We start from the raw sequence: 19,636 nt of genomic DNA on the forward strand, positions 1-19,636 counted from the left end.
AAGCCAAACCGCTTTCGGGGTTTGGCTTTTAGTCGAACGAGTCTTAAAACAAGTGAAATGTTTCTGCCGGTGGTGGCGAGGCCAGGACGGCCGAAGCTCGCCCGTTGTAACAGGAGGTTACACGGGCAGGAGGCAGGAGCATTTCACGTTTTACTCTTCTTCTCTGTTGTTCACCTTGTATTTTTTCATCAACTCTTCCGCTACGTTTCTAGGAACTTGAGCATACTTGGAGAATTCCATAGCAAACTCGGCTTTTCCTTGGGTAGAAGAACGAAGAATCGTAGAATACCCGAACATATCCGCAAGAGGAACTTCCGCTTCGATTTTCGCGTATCCGTTTTCTTCCGTAGTGTTCAAGATCATACCACGTCTTTGGTTGATGGAAGCAAGGATCGCTCCTTGGAACTCAGTCGGTCCTTCCACGTCCACTTTCATGATCGGTTCTAAAATGATCGGAGCTGCTTTCGAGAATCCTTGGCGGAAACCGTAACGAGCACCAATTTGGAACGCCATATCGGATGAATCCACATCATGGTAAGCACCGTCATTGATGATGCAACGAACTCCAATGATAGGGAAGCCGATGAGAGATCCTCTTTCCAAACAAGAACGAAAACCTTTATCGCAAGATCCGATGTATTCACGAGGGATGGAACCACCTACGATTTTATCTACGAATTCGTAATCTTTTCCTTCTTCAGAAGGGATCGGTTCGATGATACCAGCTACACGAGAGAACTGACCTTGACCACCGGTTTGTTTTTTATGAGTGTAATCAAATTCTGCCGCTTTTGTGATGGTTTCTCTGTAAGCTACTTGCGGCGCACCTGTTACCAGATCCACACCGTACTCACGTTTCATCCTTTCGATATAAACTTCCAAGTGAAGCTCTCCCATCCCTTTGATGATGGTTTGGCCGGACTCTTTGTCGATTTCCGTTTGGAATGTAGGGTCTTCCTTTGTGAAACGGTTAAGAGCTTTCGCAAGGTTGGGAAGTTGTTTCGACTCTTTGCATTCGATGGTAAGTGAAATCACCGGAGTAGGAACAAACATAGACTCCATAGTCAGTTTTGTCTTACCGTCAGTGAATGTATCCCCGGAAGCGCAATCGATCCCGAAAAGAGCCACGATATCACCCGCTTCCGCTTTTGTGATATCTTCCATCTCGTCCGAGTGCATTCGCACCAAACGACCGATATTATGACGTTTGTTATTGGAAGAATTGTAGATCGTCATACCTTTTTCCAGGCGACCTTGGTATACCCGAACATATGTTAACTGACCGTATCTTCCGTCTTCCAGTTTGAAAGCAAGGCAAACCAACGGTTTGTCCGTTTCAGACTCCATGATGATTTCGTTTGCTTCGTTTCCTACTTCTTTTGCCTTGTTGACAACGTCGTAAGGAGAAGCCAGGTAATCCTGAACTCCATCCAGAAGTTTTTGAACCCCTTTGTTTTTGAAAGCGGAACCCATAAATACGGGAACAAATTTAAGTGCAAGAACTCCTCTTCGGATCGCTTCTTTGACACGAGCTTCCGTAGGAGTGCCTTCCAATAATTCTTCCGTGAGTTCGTCGCTAAAAAGAGAAACTGCATCTAAAAGTGCTTCTCTCTTTTCGTTCGCAAGCTCTTGCATTTCCGCAGGAATATCGGTGATTCGGATGTCTTGTCCTGCCGAACCTTCGAAGTAATAAGCCTTCATTTCCACAAGATCCACAATTCCTACCAAATCGTTTTCCAATCCGATCGGAAGTTGAACCGCATGTGCGTTTAGAAATAATTTTTCTCTGAGTTGGTCGATGACTCGGAACGGGTTGGCACCGGTTCTATCCAGTTTATTGATAAATGCAACGCGTGGAACGCTGTATCGTTTCATTTGGCGGTCTACGGTAATGGATTGGGATTGAACTCCCGCCACACCGCAAAGAACCATAATCGCCGAATCTAGTACACGAAGGGATCTCTCTACCTCTATGGTAAAGTCCACGTGGCCCGGAGTATCGATGATGTTGATTTGGATATCTTTCCAAGTGGTATAGGTAGCCGCAGACTGGATTGTAATCCCGCGCTCTCTTTCGAGTTCCATACTATCCATCTTTGCACCCACACCGTCTTTTCCACGTACTTCGTGGATGGCGTGGATTTTGTTTGTATAAAATAAAATCCGTTCTGTTAGGGTAGTTTTACCCGAGTCTATGTGAGCAGAAATCCCAATATTACGAATTTTCTCAATTTTTGGGTCGCGTTTTGTTGCAGCAGCAGAGGTCATACTTTCCTCGAAAATATTCTATGAAAAAAATTTTTAGATTCTACCAAATTCTGAAATTAGGCTCATTTGTAAAGTACTTGGGCTTTTTAGCCAGGGCAAAATCCTAGGACTTTGGGGAGAAATTTGATCCATTTGATCTTATCACGTCTTAGGCGATTTTTTAGAACCATGTCCTTTGCCAGGGTAGTTTGCCTGGGATTTTTATCGGCAATCATAATCGGATCTTTTTTCATCTATAGCAGTGAAAGGGGAGAGATTTCCTATATCGATTCCTTCTATTTATCCGCCTCGGCACTCTGCGTTACCGGACTTTCTCCGGTCAATCTCTCCCATTTGAATCATGGAACCCATTGGATCATCCTTTCTCTCATCCAACTGGGAGGACTAGGGATCATCAGTTTTACGGTGATCATCGGATTTTTAATCATCAAAGGGATTTCCAGAAATTCGAAATTCAACGCATTCGTGACTGCCGCAATTGATAAGGGAGAAGAGACTGAAAAATTAAAATCGAATGAAGTGAACCGGATGCTTCTTTCCATCATCAATATTTCATTCACTTTGGAGCTACTAGGAGCCATCGGTTTGTATCTTCATATGCCCGATGGCGCGGAAGGCGGAAATGAGAGATGGTTTTTTTCCATTTTTACCGCAATTTCCGCATTCAATAACGCCGGTTTTTCGATCACGAACGATTTGTCCGCTTTGCGGCATGATCCGTTCAGTTTGTACATTGTTTCCGGTCTTGTCATTTTGGGAGGTATCGGTTTTCCCGTTATCATACTACTCGAAAAATTTTTGCTAACGGTTATTTTCAGAATCGTAAGCAAAATTGAAATCGCGGCGGAAACCATTCTCTTGAAAAAAACCTTAACAACCGGAGAGATTCCCAAACTATTTCTTTTGCCGGCACAGGTATCCGCATTTCTGGAAGGAAGGATTGAAAATTACAACCAGCATTTGAGAGGAGAATCCACCAGGATTCAGTCGAGATTGCTTGTATTCGGGTCGGCCATCTTGTTATTGTTTGGTGCCGTTGGAGTTTATTTTTTGGAAAAGGGAAATCCGCATACCTTCAGCCCGCTCGGACAGATTGATAAGATCGCAAACGCCTTCTTTATCTCTACTTGTGCAAGAACCGCGGGCTTCCAAACAATGGATTTGGGAAATCTAAACGATGCTTCCGTCATTATTATCACCGTACTGATGTTTATCGGAGGTGGTCCGCAAGGTACTGCGGGAGGGATTAAAATCACTACGTTCGTTTTACTTCTTGCTTATTTGAAAAACGTAATCCAGCCTTACAAACCGGTTATGCTTTTCGGAGAGGTTGTTTCTAAAAATTCGGTGGCGGTTGCGATTCGGGTTTATTTTTTAGCAACACTCGCTTTGGCATTTGCTTTTATAGTGTTGGGAGTTTTGGACGGGAATCAACATTCCCTGCATGTGATTTTTTTCGAAATGATCTCTGCATTTTCAACAGTCGGATTCAGCCTCAATCTGACTCCTCAGTTGGGAGATATGGAAAAGCTACTTTACGCGTTCATCATGTATGTAGGTAGGGTTGGGATTTTTACTATTTTGATTTCCGCAACAGGGCATTCCGGTGTTCCTAAAATGGGTGGAGTGGACGACGGAGTGAAGATCCAGGTCGGCTAAGAAAATCACTTTACTTAGCTTGTATGAATTTAAAAATCTGAAGGATTGGAAAGGGTTATGGCATTTACAGATTATATCAAAATCGGATTTAAAAAACCGAATCTATCTTCGGATGAGATAGAAAAAGAAAACAAAAGAAGCAGACTGGAAGAGTCATTCGAAAAGGTTCATTCCAGACTTGAGTCGATCGAGATTTTGAATTCAAATGAAAAGTTTGAAGATAGTTCGATCCTGTCCGGTTTACTCGCTTTAGATACGATCAATCTCTCTCTGGATTTTTTCGGAAAACCCAAAACAAAAATGGGTGCCGACTGGAAATCTGAAATTTCGAAATTGGGGAATGATAAACTAACATCAATTTACGAAAGTTATCCGAATGTTTTGAATCTATCCGTTTCCGTTTCTTTAAAGGAAGAGGATTTGGAAAAAGCGGAAACCGAACTTTCCGATCTGATTTCCGAACTCAACAGCCATTTTAAACAGATCAAAAAATCCGATCTCTATACCGCTCTCACGGAATACAAAAGCAGGATTTTCGTTCAAACGGCAATTGTGATTTTTGTTCTGGGAACAGGGTTGGTAACGTATGCTTATCGAAAAATTACCCGTCCGGAAATGAAACAAACCGATGTTCAGGTTTATTTTCTATCTGAAAAAAATCCCAATCCTGTAGACGAAGCTTTTGAAACTGCTCCGATTGATCTGACTAAGAAGGGAGAGTGGGTGGTTTATAAATTCCCTACTTCCGCAAATCAGGAGTTAAACGGTATTCGTATTGATCCCATCCAACAGAAAAAAATGCGGTATTCGATCGAAAGTCTTAGGATCTTAAATGCGAAAGGCACGGTTTTATTCGAAAGGGATTTCCTTTTGGATGAAACATTGCTTCCCAAAGATAGAGATAAATTCGGTCCAATCAGTGATATGAAAACCGGAGGAAAAGCTAAAGCCGGTTCACCGATCGAAATGGAATCTACCGGAAACGATCCTTATTTTATCGTTTATTTTCCCAATGTAAAGGGAGCTTCTTCCGTTGAATTGAAGATGCGCCATTTAGAAGCACATAAAAAATTTAGTAACTAAATAAGATCGTGATTCTACTTTATTTAAAATTGATGAGGCTTCCGCAATGGATCAAAAACGTGATCCTGTTTGCGGGGCTTATCTTTTCAAAAAAAATATTCGATCAAACATCCTTTACCAGAGTATGTGCTGCATTTTTATTATTTTCCTTCGTAGCCAGTTCCCAGTATGTATTTAATGATTTTTTGGATAAGGATGAAGATGCAAGACATCCTGAGAAAAAACATCGTCCTCTTGCCAGCGGTGCATTGGATGCGGGCCTTGCCCTTGCCATAACCGGAGTTATATTGCCGTTCGCTTTGATCGGGTCTTATTGGCTTTCTCCTACCTTCTTTTTTCTCACTTTATTTTATTTGGTTTTCAATGTTGTTTATAGCAAGGTTTTGAAACATATAGTCATCCTTGATGTGATGAGTATTTCCATCGGATTTGTGATTCGTGCGATCGCAGGAGCCGTTGTGATCAATGTTCAATTTTCCCATTGGTTATTGCTTTGTACATTTACATTGGCACTTTTCTGGGGATTTTCCAAACGAAGGGGAGAGATCAATATCCTTCAGGAGAACGCCGGCAAACACAGAAAAATTTTGGATGAATATTCTTTGGAATTTTTGGATCTGATGATGGCGATTACTTCGACATTAACACTGGTTAGTTATATTATGTATTCCGTCAGCCCGTCGACTGCAAAAAATCTGGGTACGGAAAATCTGGTGTATACCGTTCCCATCGTGGTTTATGCGATCTTTCGAAGTCTTTATATCATTTATATCAAAAATATGGGACACGACCCGACTAAGGCGATTCTAACCGACAAATCCGTATTGGCTTCCGGATTCCTTTGGTTATGCCTTGTGTTATTTCTGGTGTTTGGAAACTTATCGGTCCTTCTGCCAGTCATACAATAGGGGACTAAAAATGATCTTTTGGAAAAATTGGCCTTATCGGCTCAAAGTTGTTTCAGCTTTTTTTATCTTTTTTGTAGCAACTTTGGTGTTCGGATTTTTCAAAGGAAGAGGGTTTGATCCTCGGATTCCTATCGAAACTCTTGCAGAAACACCTGGCGAGGCGATTTCCTGGGAAAAGAAACCCAAGGTCATCTATTTTTGGGCCACTTGGTGCACTGTCTGCAAAGGTTATTCTTATATTTTGAATTCGAATTTGAATCTTCTGAATCAGGATAAGACGACGTTTTTATCCGTGGTTGCTCCGGATGAAGAAGGTTCTCCGGACACACTTCAAAAGTACATCAAAGACCATGATATCAAATACCCTGTGTTAAAAGGAAACTACCAACTTTTGCGTGATTGGGGGATTTCCGCTTTCCCCACTACGGTTTTTTTAAATGCAAAAGGAGAAGTCGTTTTTGCAGATACCGGAATTATCAGCCCGATGAGTTTTTGGCTTCGTTCTTTTCTCACGACTCTCTTTTAAACAACCGATGAGTCTATTATGGAGCAACCATTTAAGCCCAAGCCGTTACTCAATAAATCCGAACTCCGCCAAATCAAACGTAGTCGGACGAGAGTGGAAGGCAAAAAAGTCCTTACCGATGACGTAAGAAAACTCAAATCCTTAAAAGTTACTCCCGACCTCAGCCCAACCGAAGCGATTCATTATTACAAAGAACCTATCTGGATCGAATATTATATTCCTAAAGAGTCCAGATTTGCTTACGAAACAAAGTTTTTATTTATACTTCTGGTCGATCCCAAACCTAACGAGGAAGAATCCGATATTGCGCTAAAGGAAGCGATCGAAAAAAAAACAATCATCGATGTATGGAATTATATTCGAGAAAACAGGGAACATGCAGATTTCATAAAAGGGTCGTATCATAGTACGATTTCCATGCATGAAACGATCAGTCATATCTTTAACACTTACCATGAGACGAAAAACACGGAGGAGTTGAAAACCGCGTGTTATTTGACGGAAGCATTGCTTAAATATGAACCGACTTTGGCAAGTCTTCGTTTCTTTCGGGACTATGTAATTTTCAATTTGAACTATTTCATTCGTGAATTGAACAAAGCTAAGATCGAATTTTCTCTGGAAGATGCCACGGTATCGCTTTTGATCAAAAGAAGAAATGAACTTTGGGAAGAAGAGAATCGTGCGGAAGATGAAGATTTCGATTTGCTTGCAGCTTTGTTTTTCGAACAGGCTTTCCCGAATCGAGGAGCAAGTGAACTTTCTACGGACGACTTGCGTTTAGTCGAATGAACTTCCGTACAACCAGGTAAAAAGTTTTCGGATGTTTTCTATTTTTTTTTGTTCTTTGTCTCCGTAATTATTTTCAACAAACCTTTCTTCCAGCTGGTATCGAACCGGAATTTTTTTTTCCTGAAATTCGAATGTAAGCCTTTTGAAATTCACAGACTTGGATCTGGGAATTTCTTCTTTTTTTGTTATAGGAAGGGAATTAGATACCACTTCCAGGATTTCCGAATAAGGAAATAGAGAGGGAGAAATTTCCGTAATTCCTTGGGAAAGGTCCCTGTATAGATTTTCCTTATCGAAATTTTTCAATCCTAAAAACAGAACTTGTTTTTCCTTTTGAATCGATTTTAAAACTTCAACTGATTTGGAAATGGGGGAAGGCACTGCATCCCAATCCAATAAAACAAGATGGATGGGGCTTGTTTTGATTCTAGCAACCAAATGTTCGAACACTCCTTCCGTATAGGCGACTTCTCCCATTGCACGAAGCAGACTGAAGATATGTTTGTCGAACCGGGGGCGAGTGGAAAAGACGGCCCAGTTCGTTGAACTTGCGTTAGCTGAAAAGATCGGAAAGTCGGAAAACCGGCTGCCATCTTCTTGCCACAATAAACTCACTCCTGCCTTTCTGAAATTTTCCTTTTCCGCTTCCGTAAAGGAACCAAATAGCAATGGTTCAATGCTCCATTCCAATAATTCTTTTGCAAGTTCCGGTGTTGATTTGGAAAAAAAAAGAATCCCTGAGGAATGATCCTTCCAATTTTTCGAATGTACCTCGGTAACTTGGAGGGAGTGGTATTTGAGCCAAGCATGTAGTAATTTTCCTTCCTTCTCGGAACCTGGGGAAATCAAAACTGCTCCAAATAGAGGAATCATTCAGATTGTATTTTGGTTGACCCCCTGTTCTCGAAAAGCCATTTTAAAATTCGTTCTTCTATGAAGATTCTAAAACGTTACGCCAATCGCAGACTTTACGATCCCGAGACCAGTTCCACTATCACTTTGGAAGATGTGGCTAGGATGATCATCGGTGGAGAAGAAATTAAAGTTTTGGACAATATGTCCAGTGAAGACATCACCCCTAAGATTTTAGGCCAAACATTCCTGAAGGTGAGTTTGGGCCAACGCAATGAGTATTTTTCAAATTTTATGCTCACCTCTCTCATTCGGGAGACAGGAAGAGATATCTCCGGGTTATTCGAAAGATTGGTGCTCGGAGGGATCGGCGCCAATTATCTTACTTCGGAAAGATTGGAAAAGATCGTTACTTCCATGGTGGATCTGGGGGAGTTGAAGGAAGCGGATTTCAGTCATTACAGAGAGGACTTGCTTCGCAAAATGGCTTCTCGTGCCAGCGAGAAAAAAGAACAAATCCAAAAGGACTTGGAAAAATTATCCATCAGCTTACAGGAAAAAGAAACTCCGACTCTCGGAGACCTTTCCGAAAAATTAAAAGAAGTCGCAGAAAAATTAAAAGATACGTAATCAAAAAAGATAAAAAACCGTCAGACTTTATCATAAGAGGTTCTCGGTGAAACGTTTGGTGAAGCTTATTTTTATTTCCATTCTAGGGATGATTGTTTCCCCAGGATTAGTACTAAATGCAGACGAGGGGGCGCCGGTTCCCAGAGAAAGGTTGGCATTTTTCGTAGAACAGCAAAAAAGAATCGCTTCGGCGGATCCGAACGAAATCAGAGATGCCATTGATCGATTAACGTATGTTAAAAGCAATCTGGGAACCAGAGATTTGATAGCCGCCTTAAGAGGAGCACCGAATTTTCCCAGTTCCACTCAAAATTCACCCGTAGTAAAATTTTATGCAGCGAAAGCCCTCGGTCGAAAAGGTGAAGCAGTTGCCATTGAACCTTTGTTAATTGAATATAAAAAGCAATCGGAAGCTCTTGTGGAAAGGGAAAACAAACCCCGCAAATTGAAAGACGGTGTTTACGGATCAGAGAGTTTATCCAGTCCCTATTTTTTCGGAGAAGACGATATTTCCATGGTTTTGGCCTGCGGAGAGATGCTTCGGTCTCTCGGAACTCTTCCTTTGACTGAAAATTCCGAAAAAGAAATCAAACAGGCGCTCATTCATAAAAATTTTTACATTCGTTCCTCCGCTGCAGATGCAATCTATCTGGCCGGAAAAAAAGAAACGATTTCGAATCTTCCCGAACTTCTTAGTCATGAAAAAGATCCTTATGCGAAAATTTCCATCTTGAGTGCACTTGCCGGTCTGGAAAGACTTCCCAACCAGAATTTCAAGGCAGTGGTGGAAACTTTGAAAGATACTGATCCAGAGATCAGAAAAAAAGCATCAGAAGCACTGGTTCGAATGGACCTAACTCTTGCTGCGCCTCATTTGGAGCATGCCATTACGATTGAAAATGACCAAAGAGTTCTTTTGCAGATGAGAGAGGATTATAAACAAATCCAATCCTTTCGCGTTCCTTAAACTAGACTTTCCTCTTCGATTTCTCCAGTATTTTAAACATCCTGTGGACTCTGTACCTCACTCACGGCTCGCGCCAGGGTGAGGGGAGACAGTGATGAGAAGCTTGTTTCTCATTTTCTTCGTGGACAAAATCAGTTTTCCCAGAAGTAATAACTTTTGCGGAGTTCTTATGAAGTTAAATAGTATTTTAGAAGCAATCGGAAACACCCCCCATGTTCGCCTGTCTCGTCTTTTCGGAGAAAACCATCAAGTTTGGTTGAAGTTGGAGCGTCAAAATCCGGGCGGATCGATCAAAGATCGTATCGCTCTTTCCATGATTGAGGATGCTGAAAAAACGGGTAAACTGACAAAGGATTCCATGATTGTGGAGCCGACTTCCGGAAATACCGGGATAGGACTTGCGATGGTTGCTGCGGTAAAAGGTTATCCTATAACTCTCGTTATGCCGGAACATATGTCGATCGAAAGAAGAAGAATCATGGCTGCTTATGGTGCCAAGTTCGAACTTACCCCTCGTGAAAAAGGAATGCCTGGAGCGATTGAAAAAGCGAAAGAAATACTCGCTTCCAATCCGAAAGCATGGATGCCTCAACAGTTTGAGAATGAGGCAAATATCAGAGTTCATAGAGAAACTACTGCGGAAGAAATTGCAAAAGATTTTCCGGAAGGTTTGGATTATATCATCACAGGTGTAGGAACGGGCGGTCATATCACTGGATGTGCCGAGAACCTGAAGAAAAAATTTCCTAAATTGAAAATCATTGCAGTGGAACCCGAAGGTTCTCCTGTTCTTAGCGGCGGCAAACCGGGACCGCACCCCTTACAAGGGATAGGTGCCGGTTTTATTCCAAAAAACTGTAAAACGGAACTTTTGGATGAAATCATCACTGTAGGAAAAGACGAATCATTTGCTATGGCAGTTGAGATTGCAAAAAAAGAAGGTATCTTTATCGGAACTTCTTCCGGAGCAAGTCTTGCGGCAGTGGCTAAAAAACTAAAGGATATTCCCGCAGGATCAAAGGTTCTTACTTTCTGTTATGATACGGGAGAAAGATACCTTTCGATTGAAGGATTGTTCGTTTAGTTTTCAGGACGACAACTATCACAAAATTAATTATAGTTGAGTCTCCTACCAAAGCGGCGGCTTTACAATCTTACTTAGACGGAGATTGGAAAGTCGTTGCAACCAAGGGTCATATCAAAGACCTCCCTCCCAAACAATACGGAATTGATTTTACCAACGACTTCGAGCCAAGTTATGAATGGCTAAAAGGCAAAAAAACATTATTTTCTAATATTCGAAAATTATCCAAGTCCAGTTCCCATGTTTACATCGCCTCTGACCCTGATCGGGAAGGGGAGATGATTGCAGAACATATCTCCGACGAGCTTGGTGATAAAAAAGGGAATATGTTTCGTATTCGTTTGAAAGAGATTTCAAAACAGGAAGTAATATCCGCTTTGAAAAATCCATCCGTTATCGATCGGCAACTGGTCGATTCGCAAGTCGCAAGGAGAGTGATCGATCGGATTTTCGGCTTTGAAATTTCTCCGTTTCTTTGGAAATATTTGGGAGGCTCATCTCTTTCCGCAGGAAGAGTTCAGTCTACCGTATTACGATGGATATGCGAAAGAGAAGCGGAGATTCGAAATTTCATTCCTGAAGTTTATGTTTCCTTAAAGGCAAAGGTTTCTGACAAAAAAGAAAATTTCGAATTGGATTATGTTTTACCCAAATCGAAAGAGAAGTTAAACGAAAAAGAAGCAAAATCAGTGCTTTCCAAATACGGAGTCTCCGGCAAAGGAAAAGCTCTTCCCGATACTTTTTTGACTTTGGAATCGATTGAGGAAAAGGAATATAAAAATTACCCTCCTCCTCCTTTCACTACTGCGGTGTTGCAGGAAACAGCTTCGCGGGTTTTCGGATTTAGCGGATCTCATACAATGAAGATCGCTCAAGTATTGTTCGAAGGGAAGCGGATGAAGAATGGAGAATACCAGGGACTCATTACTTATATGAGAACCGATTCCACCCATGTCACAGACGGCAAAAAAAAGATCGCATTACGATTCTTAAATGATAAATCTCCCGATCTGATCCGAGGTGTTCCCACTAAAGGAAAGGAAAAGCTGCATAGCCAGGGAGCGCATGAAGCGATCCTCCCGATAGATCCTTATTTGACTCCAGATAGTTTGCGATCTTCCTTAAAGCCGGACGAATTCAAATTGTACGAACTGATTTGGCAAAGATTTCTGGAAAGTTTTCTATTACCGGAAACTGGAATTGAAAGAAATTATATTTTCGAGTCCGAAGGGGAGAGATGGAACACCAAAGAGAAAGAGGGGAAATCACTCGGCTTTAAAGGATTTTTAGGAAAAGAAAAACTTCCCGCGGATCCCCGAAAAGGTCTAAAACCCGGAGCAAAGGTTTCCGTTTCCGAATGGATTTGGGAAGATAAAAAAACTTCACCTCCTTCTCGTTATACGGAAGGAAGTTTGATCCAAAAAATGGAAAAAACGGGAGTGGGCAGACCTTCCACTTATTCACAGACTCTTGTAACCCTGATGAAACGTAAGTATGTTTTCCAAAACCAAAAAAAGATAGGAGCGTCGGCGTTAGGCGAAAAAGTAAACGATCTGCTTGTCGAACGATTCGATGAAATTGTAGGAGAAAGTTTTACAAAGTCGATGGAAGAAGAATTGGACCTGCTTGCAGGAGGGCAAGGTGCCCGTGTCAAACTGATCAGATCGTTTTATCAAAGAGTTTTGGAATTAAAAAAATTAAAACCGACTCTTAAAAAAGAAAAAACTAAGGACAAAGGGAAATCGATTCCGCAAAAAGGAACCAGGGTCTGTCCAACTTGTAATGAGGGAAAGGTTTTAGCCAAGTTTTCAAAAACAGGAAAAACGATCTATTTTTGTTCCCGTTATCCGCATTGTGATTATGCTTCTTATGAAGAATAATCGAAGGAAAATCATTGAAACGAAAAATTACTTTATTGAATCTGGGTGGTCCGAGGACCGCTCTCGAAATCGAAACTTTTTTAAGAGATCTTTTTTTAGATCCTTATGTGTTCGATCTTCCTCTTTGGGAGCCGCTTCGCCAAATACTTGCTAAGTACATTGCCAAAAAAAGGGCGCCAAAGGTGCGTTCCACCTACGAGTCCATGGGGTTCGGAGGAGGGAGTCCACTCGTTGATGAGACGATCAAACAAACGACTGCCGTTGTAAAAGTTCTGAATGAAAAAACTTCGGACGAATGGTTCGGTCAGGTTGCTATGGCTTGCGGTTACCCGAACTTAAAAGATATTTTGAAAAAAGAGGACGGCCCGGGGCCAAATCATATTTGGGTCCCTCTTTTTCCGCAATATTCCCGTTCGACTGTTTTGTCCGTTGCAAAAATTGCCGAATCAATTATAGGTAAATACCCGTTAGATGGGAATGGTTGGTTGCAACCATTCGGCTTGGACACCAGATTTCTGGATGTATCCGCTTCTTTGATACTTGATTACTTTCAAGGAAAACTTTCGGAAAATCATTTTCTTCATCCGGATAATACGAAAGGGATCGAGGATTGGAAGACGATTGATTTGGTTTTTTCCGCCCACGGAATTCCTATGAGACTCATTCGGAAAGGAGATACGTATGTGAATGAAATAGAAACATCCGTATCCGAAATCACCAAACGACTGAGGGAAAAAGGATTTTCAGGAGAAGTTCATTTGTCTTATCAAAGTAGGGTAGGTCCTGCCAAATGGACGGAGCCTAATACGAAGACTACTTTACACGAGTTGGGTAGATCGGGCAAACGAATCGCAGTGTATCCTATCAGTTTTGTAAGCGATCATTTGGAAACTTTGGAAGAGATAGGAGTGGAACTCAGGGATTTGGCATTAGAGTCGGGTGCATCTTCCTATCATAGAATTCCTTCCTTTGGAACCTATCCCTTGTTTATCGATCTACTTTCCGATCTCATATTGGAATCAGTTTGATAAAACCCGATTCCATTCATTATGGATCGGGTTTTTGCATATTTCTGGGAACAGAAACTATAGATTCAGTGCGGATTCGATAAGTCCTCTTAATCCGATTCCGTATCTGTAATTTCCTAAAAAGCGAACCGGTTGGGAAGTGGATGAGGATTCGTTTTCCATTTCATCAAGATAGCGATTGAACTTGAGTAATTCGTTTCCATATATCGGAAACGATTGTTTCCATATTTTGGCGTGGACGGAAACGATATCTTCTTCCGCGGAAGATACTGATATTCTCTTTCTATCCTTTTTAACCAAGTCTATTACGTCTTCATTTGTTAGGTGGTCAAGAAAATCACCTGCATAAATCCACGTTTCCGAATGGAATTCTCCAAAGACTCTTCCTTCGAAAATATAATCATTGAGGAGCACTCCATTGGCGGTGACGTCCGAATCTTTCGGAAATAATATCCCGAATCCCGGTTTTTTCAAGAGATTTGTTTTTGTAAAACAAGTGATGGTCGCAATCGAAAGAAGAGGAATCGGTTTTATATCATGTTTCAAAAATCCTGACGGATTCGTTTCATTTAATATCTGATAAGTGGATCGGATGTTGGTGCAAAATATGATTTCATGACCGGGATATTCTTTTTTTAAAGTTTCCAAATCGACAATTTCTGTCTTTAAACGAAATTTTATTTTACCTTCCAGCACTTTCACCAGACTTGAAATCAAATCCTTCATTCCTCCTTGAAATGATATCGAACCTCTGGTTTTGGGCTTTTTTTTGGATTTGTTTTTCGAGTTTTTGAAATTACGATAAACCGAATCTCCTTCTTTCCAAAAAAATTTGGAAAATACCATCTTAGGATCCATGTCTTTCAGTTTTGCCGCATATATACCACCTAAAGCCGGTTCAATGAGATTTGCGGATACTTTTTTCCCGAATATTCTAAAACTCCAACTTTCGAAGGATTCGTTTTCTTCCGGCTTTGCATTCAAAAATAAAAAACCGAAAATGGCGCGAATGATGGAAAAAAAAGAGATAGGGATTTGTTTCAGGCGGTTTCCAATCCAAAAGTATCTTTTTTTAGAGGAAGATTTGGGTAGGATGGGATTTAAACCTAATTCTTGAAGTAGCTCTTCCGTTGCGTAGGAATTCAACAAACCGTTTGCTGCAGTTTCGACTAATCCGAATTCCGTTTTGTAGGTATCCAACATTCCCCCCAAACGATCGGAACTTTCTATCAGAGTTACTTTTTTGCCTTGTTTTACGGATGAGTATGCGGCGACCAGTCCGCTGATTCCTCCTCCGACGATTAATACCGAATCCGACACTTATATCGCTTTTGAAAAGATAGGAAAATTCGGTTGTGAATTTCTCAGCTTTTCATCTAACGCGGTACAGACGATTCTGAGGAAAGGACGACCGTCTTCGGTGATTTTGATCCGATCCTCATCCCATTCGATCAAATGGTCCGATTCCATTTCCTGAAGGTAATTTTTAAGATTCTCTTTCCAATCGCTTGGAATTTTAACTTCCCAAGTGGTCATTAGTTTCAGAATTAACTGTCTTCTTGTTTTATCGGAGTCGTTCAGTTTATGGCCTCTAAAGCTGGGAATGATTCCTTGATTCACAATTCTTCTGTATTTGATTTCCAATTTTTCATTTTGATGAAAGGAATCCGATGTTTCCGAAATGGAAGATGTTCCGAGTCCCAGCAAAACATCTGTTTTGTGTGAACTGTAACCCATAAAGTTTCTATGTAGTTTGCCTTCCTCGGAAGCTTTCCATAGAGAATCCGTCTTTAATGCGAAATGATCCATTCCAATTTCCTGATAGCCGCCGGCTTCCAGCAATTTTCTGCCCCTTTCGTATAACTCTCGTTTTTCTTCGGATTTCGGCAGATCTTCTTCCGTAAAAAGTCTTTGGGATGATTTGATCCAAGGTACATGTGCATAAGAGTAAAAAGCGATTCTATCCGGGCGGAGAGAAAGAGTGAGCTCGATCGTTTTTTCCATGGAAGCGATTGTTTGTTTGGGAAGACCGTAGATCAGATCGAAATTTACGGAAGTATAACCCAATTCACGCGCGGTTTCTGTAATGTTTTCGGTATTTTCAAACGGTTGGATTCGATTGACAAGTCGCTGTACTTCCGCATCGAAGTCCTGAACTCCCAGACTGATTCTTCTGAATCCGTATTTGTATAAGATCTCCAATTGGGTTCTTCTCGTTCTGCGAGGGTCGACTTCGATGGAAAACTCTGCATTTTTATTGGGAGACAATTTCCCGGTTATGTTTGATATCAGGTATTCCAGATTTTTTTCCGAGAGGTAAGTCGGAGTTCCGCCACCTAAGTGTAGTTCATCGAGTGATCTGTTCTTTAGATTGGAAATCTTGGAAATATAAAGATCCAGCTCTTTGATCACTGATTCCACATACGGTTCTTCCACGGTATGGTTTTTTGTAATGGAAGTATTACATCCGCAGAAAGTGCATAGAGTTTCGCAAAAAGGTATATGTACGTAAATCGCAAGAGAAGAATCTTGTTTTGCAAGGCTGTTTTCCAGAGAATCGATCCATTCCTCCGAACTCGGCATATCCGTCCAATAAGGAACCGTCGGATAACTGGTGTATCTCGGTGCCGGAATGTCGTATTTTCTTAATAAATCTTTACGCGCTAACATGGAATTCCTCGCGGATGATTTCGATCATTTCCTTGACATTGGATTCAGGTGTTCCTTGCAGTACTCCGTGCCCAAGTCCGGATACCCATCCTTTTCTTTCTTCTTTACTTAGACGTTTGATAGGCTCCAAATAATTCAAGAGTGCTTTTTTGAATTCATCTCTGGGCAAGAAGAGGAGAGACTGATCGAAATTTCCTTGTAAAAATCCGCGGGAGTAACCGTCTTTTAGCAGCTGGTCCATGGAGAATCGATGGTCGATTCCGAATCCTGCAAGGCCTTCCATATTTTTTATTAGATCTAATTGATGTTCGGTGGTTCCTTTTGCGTAATAACCTACTTTCCCCGGGAATCGGGAAACCAACCTTTGCAGAGGTTTGGCAACATACTCTTTGAAATAATAAGGACTCAAATCTCCCGCAGCAGTGTCAAAAATCATAACCAATTCCGCACCACCTTCCAATTGAAGGCGTAGATTTTCCAAAAGTAAGGGAATGATCATTTCAAAGAAACCGGCAATCAAACCGGAGTTCACTTTGGAATGAGTCAGGTTGCCATCGTGTTTTCCGGAAGATGCATACGTGTAAAGAGTCCAAGGTCCGCCGAGGAATCCGATCAAAGAGGTTTCCTTCGGTAAAATTTCACGAGTCAGAAGCATTGCTTTTTTTTGAAATTCCAATCCGGCGATGGCTTCGGAACATGATCTCAATTTGGAAAGATCCTTTTCCGAATCCAAGCGAAAGGATAATACGGGACCTGGATTGTAGTCCAATCCCATCCCTAATGCCTCCAATGGGAACAGAATGTCCGAAAAAAGTATGGATACATCGAATCCGAATTCTTTTACAGGACCTAATGCTACTTCTGCGGCTAGTTCCGGATTTTTGCAAAGTTCGGTGAAACTGTATTTTTCTTTTAAGTTTCGGTAATGGGAATGATATCTTCCCGCTTGTCTCATAAACCAGATCGGAGGAATGTCTTGTGGGATTCCTGCGAGAGCATTTGCAAAACGGGGATTTCTGATTTGGGTGACGGTTTCCAGTTTCATTTGGAATACTCCTTTTTTAAACCGGATTCGGCTTTGTTCAAGGTTTCATTCAAAATCTCTTTTGTATGAACGGTAGAAAGAAACCCAACCTCATATCCGCTAGGTGCCAGGTAGATTCCTTCTTTAAGCAATGTATGAAATAATCGCGCGAAATTTTCCTTATGCCCTTTCGGGATTTGAGTTAAATTTCGAACAGGTGTTTCGCTGAATTCTTTAAACCAAAAAAGAGACCCGTGACATATCGCTTGCCATTTTAAACCGGTATAACGATCCAATAGACTCGCAAGCTCTCCGGTAAAATAACGACAGTCTTCTTCCAATGTTTTGTAAGGATTTTCATTCCAAGCTTTCTTTAAAGAAGCGAGCCCCGCTCTCATTCCGAAAGGATTTGCGGATAATGTACCTGCTTGATAAACAGGACCACTCGGAGCAACCAGATCCATATATTTGGCTTTACCGGCATAAGCTCCTACCGGAAATCCACCACCCAAAATTTTTCCATAACAGACCAGATCTGGTTCGATTCCCAGCTCTCCCGCCATTCCCTGGAAGCCAACTCGAAATCCGGAGATCACTTCGTCGAACAAAACCAATGCTCCGTAATTTTTTGCAAGCATGGAGATCTTTTGTAAAAATTCCTTTCTTTGGATCAACAATCCATAGTTAGCCGGTAATGGTTCTATTACTACGACTGCGATTTGTTCTCCTTCTTTTTGAAAGAGTGCTTCGAGAGAAGATTCATCGTCAAGGGGCAAAACCAAAGTATTTTGAATCATTTCAATTCCTATTCCGGCACTATCGCTGGAACTCAGTCCCGCAAGCCCTGAGCCGGCTTTTACTAGAAGCGCGTCCAAGTGGCCGTGATAACATCCGTCGAATTTCAGGATTTTGTTTCTTCCCGTTGAGGCTCGTGCTACACGGAGAGCACTCATGACAGCTTCCGTACCTGAGTTTACAAATCTTATCTTTTCCACCCAAGGAATCTTGGATGTGATAAACTCCGCCAGTTCCAGGGAATAAGGTTCGCAAGCTCCGAAAGACCATGCGGTTTCCACGGTCTCTCGCACAACACCTGCTATATCCGGATGTCTGTGACCGAATAATAAAGGTCCGAAACTTTGGCAATAGTCGATATATTCTTTGCCTTCCACATCGAATAATTTTGCGCCTTCCGCCTTTTGAAAAAAGACGGGAGTACCTCCTACAGAGGCGAAAGAACGAACGGGGGAATGAACTCCTCCCGGAGAAACTTTTTTGGAACGTTCGAATAAATCTTTGGAATTCATATAAATAATTTCTTGGCCTCTCTTGCCGCATAACTGATCAAAAACGAAACTCCCGCTCTTCTGAATACATTCCAGGTTTCAACAAGGCCTTCCTCTCTTTTTAAGAATCCGTTTTTTGCAAGTAATTCGATGGATGCATATTCTCCGCTGACTTGGTAGGCGCCTAAGGGAAGATTTGTTTTTTCTTTTATGGGAAGAACCAGGTCTATGGACGTCATCCCCGGTTTTAACATTAAAAAATCCGCACCTTCCTTTTCATCCCGGATGGATGCTGCAATTGCAGATTCCCGATCTCTTACATCCAATTGGTATGTGGAACGATCCCCGAAACTAGGGGCCGATTCCGCAGCATCGCGGAAGGGACCGTAAAAATTACTTTTGAATTTTGTCGAATAACTCATGATAGGTACATGATGAAAACCGTTGGAATCCAGGATGCTTCTATGCGAAGCGACCCGTCCGTCCATCATATCGCTCGGTGCAATTCCATCCGCTCCCGCTTCAGCAAATAACAATGCTAAGTTGGACAATCGTTTCACGGATTTTGCATTGTGAATTTTCCCATCCGGTTCCAGATGACCGCAATGTCCGTGGGTTGTAACGGAACAAAGACAAGTATCCAACCAGAGAAAAATATGGGGGAATTCCTTTTTGATACCGGATATGGCATTATGATAGAAAGAAGAACTGAATTCCGTATCCGACTTTTTTTTCGGAACGGTAAATAAAAGGAATTGGTCCACACCGGAATTGATATCGGATTCAATTTGTTTGTATAAGGAAGATTCGGATTCTCTATAGACTCCGGACATCCCGCCGATCGGTTCCCTATCTTTCAGATCTTCTACAATGAATAGAGGTTGGATGAATTTTTTTGCACTTAAGGAGCTACTGCTTGAAAGTTCTCTCAGCTGGTGTGAGTTTTTGGTTCTACGTAAATGGTTCATTGGTCTCGTTG

17 protein-coding genes are annotated in these 19,636 nt (G+C 41.6%); 10 read left to right on the forward strand and 7 right to left on the reverse strand.

Features of this window, described 5'->3' with window-relative positions; translation table 11 throughout:
* Positions 1–150: 150 nt before the first annotated feature.
* On the reverse strand, positions 151–2,268 hold the full coding sequence (gene fusA / locus DI077_RS05585) for an elongation factor G (RefSeq protein ID WP_109018428.1): 2,118 nt from the start codon (positions 2,266–2,268) through the stop codon (positions 151–153).
* A 168-nt stretch (positions 2,269–2,436) separates the two neighbouring features.
* On the opposite strand from fusA, the gene DI077_RS05590 reads away from it, so the two are divergent.
* From DI077_RS05590 to DI077_RS05610, 5 genes are read left to right on the forward strand one after another with little or no spacing between them, the layout of a single operon-like run.
* A complete protein-coding gene (locus tag DI077_RS05590) occupies positions 2,437–3,927 on the forward strand; it encodes a TrkH family potassium uptake protein (protein WP_242935373.1) in 1,491 nt (496 codons plus the stop codon).
* A gap of 57 nt (positions 3,928–3,984) precedes the next feature.
* Positions 3,985–5,010 carry a hypothetical protein gene (locus DI077_RS05595; protein WP_109018429.1) on the forward strand — a complete coding sequence of 342 codons (1,026 nt, stop codon included), beginning with the start codon at positions 3,985–3,987 and terminating at the stop codon, positions 5,008–5,010.
* 8 nt (positions 5,011–5,018) lie between these two features.
* Positions 5,019–5,918, forward strand: coding sequence for a decaprenyl-phosphate phosphoribosyltransferase (locus DI077_RS05600; RefSeq protein WP_109018430.1), 900 nt, complete (start codon positions 5,019–5,021; stop codon positions 5,916–5,918).
* Between the two features lie 10 nt (positions 5,919–5,928).
* The gene (locus tag DI077_RS05605) at positions 5,929–6,444 is read left to right on the forward strand and encodes a redoxin domain-containing protein (protein ID WP_109018431.1); all 516 of its coding nucleotides are present in this window, start codon (positions 5,929–5,931) and stop codon (positions 6,442–6,444) included.
* Between the two features lie 18 nt (positions 6,445–6,462).
* The gene (locus tag DI077_RS05610; protein ID WP_109018432.1) at positions 6,463–7,236 is read left to right on the forward strand and encodes a hypothetical protein; all 774 of its coding nucleotides are present in this window, start codon (positions 6,463–6,465) and stop codon (positions 7,234–7,236) included.
* On the opposite strand, the gene DI077_RS05615 is transcribed toward DI077_RS05610, so the two are convergent.
* The gene (locus tag DI077_RS05615; RefSeq protein WP_109018433.1) at positions 7,225–8,109 is read right to left on the reverse strand and encodes a hypothetical protein; all 885 of its coding nucleotides are present in this window, start codon (positions 8,107–8,109) and stop codon (positions 7,225–7,227) included. The genes DI077_RS05610 and DI077_RS05615 overlap by 12 nt on opposite strands.
* A 60-nt stretch (positions 8,110–8,169) precedes the next feature.
* On the opposite strand from DI077_RS05615, the gene DI077_RS05620 reads away from it, so the two are divergent.
* From DI077_RS05620 to hemH, 5 genes are all read left to right on the forward strand, one after another.
* Positions 8,170–8,718, forward strand: coding sequence for a polyhydroxyalkanoate synthesis regulator DNA-binding domain-containing protein (locus DI077_RS05620; RefSeq protein ID WP_109018434.1), 549 nt, complete (start codon positions 8,170–8,172; stop codon positions 8,716–8,718).
* A gap of 46 nt (positions 8,719–8,764) precedes the next feature.
* Complete coding sequence (locus DI077_RS05625; RefSeq protein WP_242935374.1) at positions 8,765–9,685, forward strand: HEAT repeat domain-containing protein; 921 nt, start codon at positions 8,765–8,767, stop codon at positions 9,683–9,685.
* A gap of 169 nt (positions 9,686–9,854) precedes the next feature.
* A complete protein-coding gene (gene cysK, locus DI077_RS05630) occupies positions 9,855–10,769 on the forward strand; it encodes a cysteine synthase A (RefSeq protein ID WP_109018484.1) in 915 nt (304 codons plus the stop codon).
* Positions 10,770–10,801: 32 nt separating this feature from the next.
* Positions 10,802–12,649: a type I DNA topoisomerase gene (gene topA, locus DI077_RS05635; protein WP_109018435.1), complete on the forward strand. Its 1,848-nt coding sequence runs from the start codon at positions 10,802–10,804 to the stop codon at positions 12,647–12,649.
* A gap of 14 nt (positions 12,650–12,663) precedes the next feature.
* Positions 12,664–13,677 (forward strand): ferrochelatase, encoded by a 1,014-nt coding sequence (hemH, locus tag DI077_RS05640; RefSeq protein WP_167837061.1) that lies wholly within the window; start codon positions 12,664–12,666, stop codon positions 13,675–13,677.
* A 57-nt stretch (positions 13,678–13,734) separates the two neighbouring features.
* Here the strand turns inward: hemH and hemG are convergent, their stop codons facing one another.
* The 5 genes from hemG to hemB are packed head-to-tail and all read right to left on the reverse strand — an operon-like array spanning position 13,735 to position 19,625.
* On the reverse strand, positions 13,735–14,997 hold the full coding sequence (gene hemG / locus DI077_RS05645) for a protoporphyrinogen oxidase (RefSeq protein ID WP_109018437.1): 1,263 nt from the start codon (positions 14,995–14,997) through the stop codon (positions 13,735–13,737).
* Positions 14,998–16,347: an oxygen-independent coproporphyrinogen III oxidase gene (gene hemN / locus DI077_RS05650; RefSeq protein ID WP_109018438.1), complete on the reverse strand. Its 1,350-nt coding sequence runs from the start codon at positions 16,345–16,347 to the stop codon at positions 14,998–15,000. It abuts the gene before it with no gap.
* Positions 16,334–17,368 (reverse strand): uroporphyrinogen decarboxylase family protein, encoded by a 1,035-nt coding sequence (locus DI077_RS05655; RefSeq protein ID WP_109018485.1) that lies wholly within the window; start codon positions 17,366–17,368, stop codon positions 16,334–16,336. Before DI077_RS05655 ends, hemN begins: the two co-directional genes overlap by 14 nt.
* A gap of 20 nt (positions 17,369–17,388) precedes the next feature.
* Entirely contained in the window at positions 17,389–18,678 is a 1,290-nt protein-coding gene (hemL, locus tag DI077_RS05660) for a glutamate-1-semialdehyde 2,1-aminomutase (protein ID WP_109018439.1), read from the reverse strand.
* Positions 18,675–19,625: a porphobilinogen synthase gene (hemB, locus tag DI077_RS05665; protein ID WP_109018440.1), complete on the reverse strand. Its 951-nt coding sequence runs from the start codon at positions 19,623–19,625 to the stop codon at positions 18,675–18,677. Before hemB ends, hemL begins: the two co-directional genes overlap by 4 nt.
* Between the last annotated feature and the right edge of the window lie 11 nt (positions 19,626–19,636).

This window comes from Leptospira kobayashii (genome assembly GCF_003114835.2).
Classification (GTDB): Bacteria; Spirochaetota; Leptospiria; order Leptospirales; family Leptospiraceae; genus Leptospira_A; species Leptospira_A kobayashii.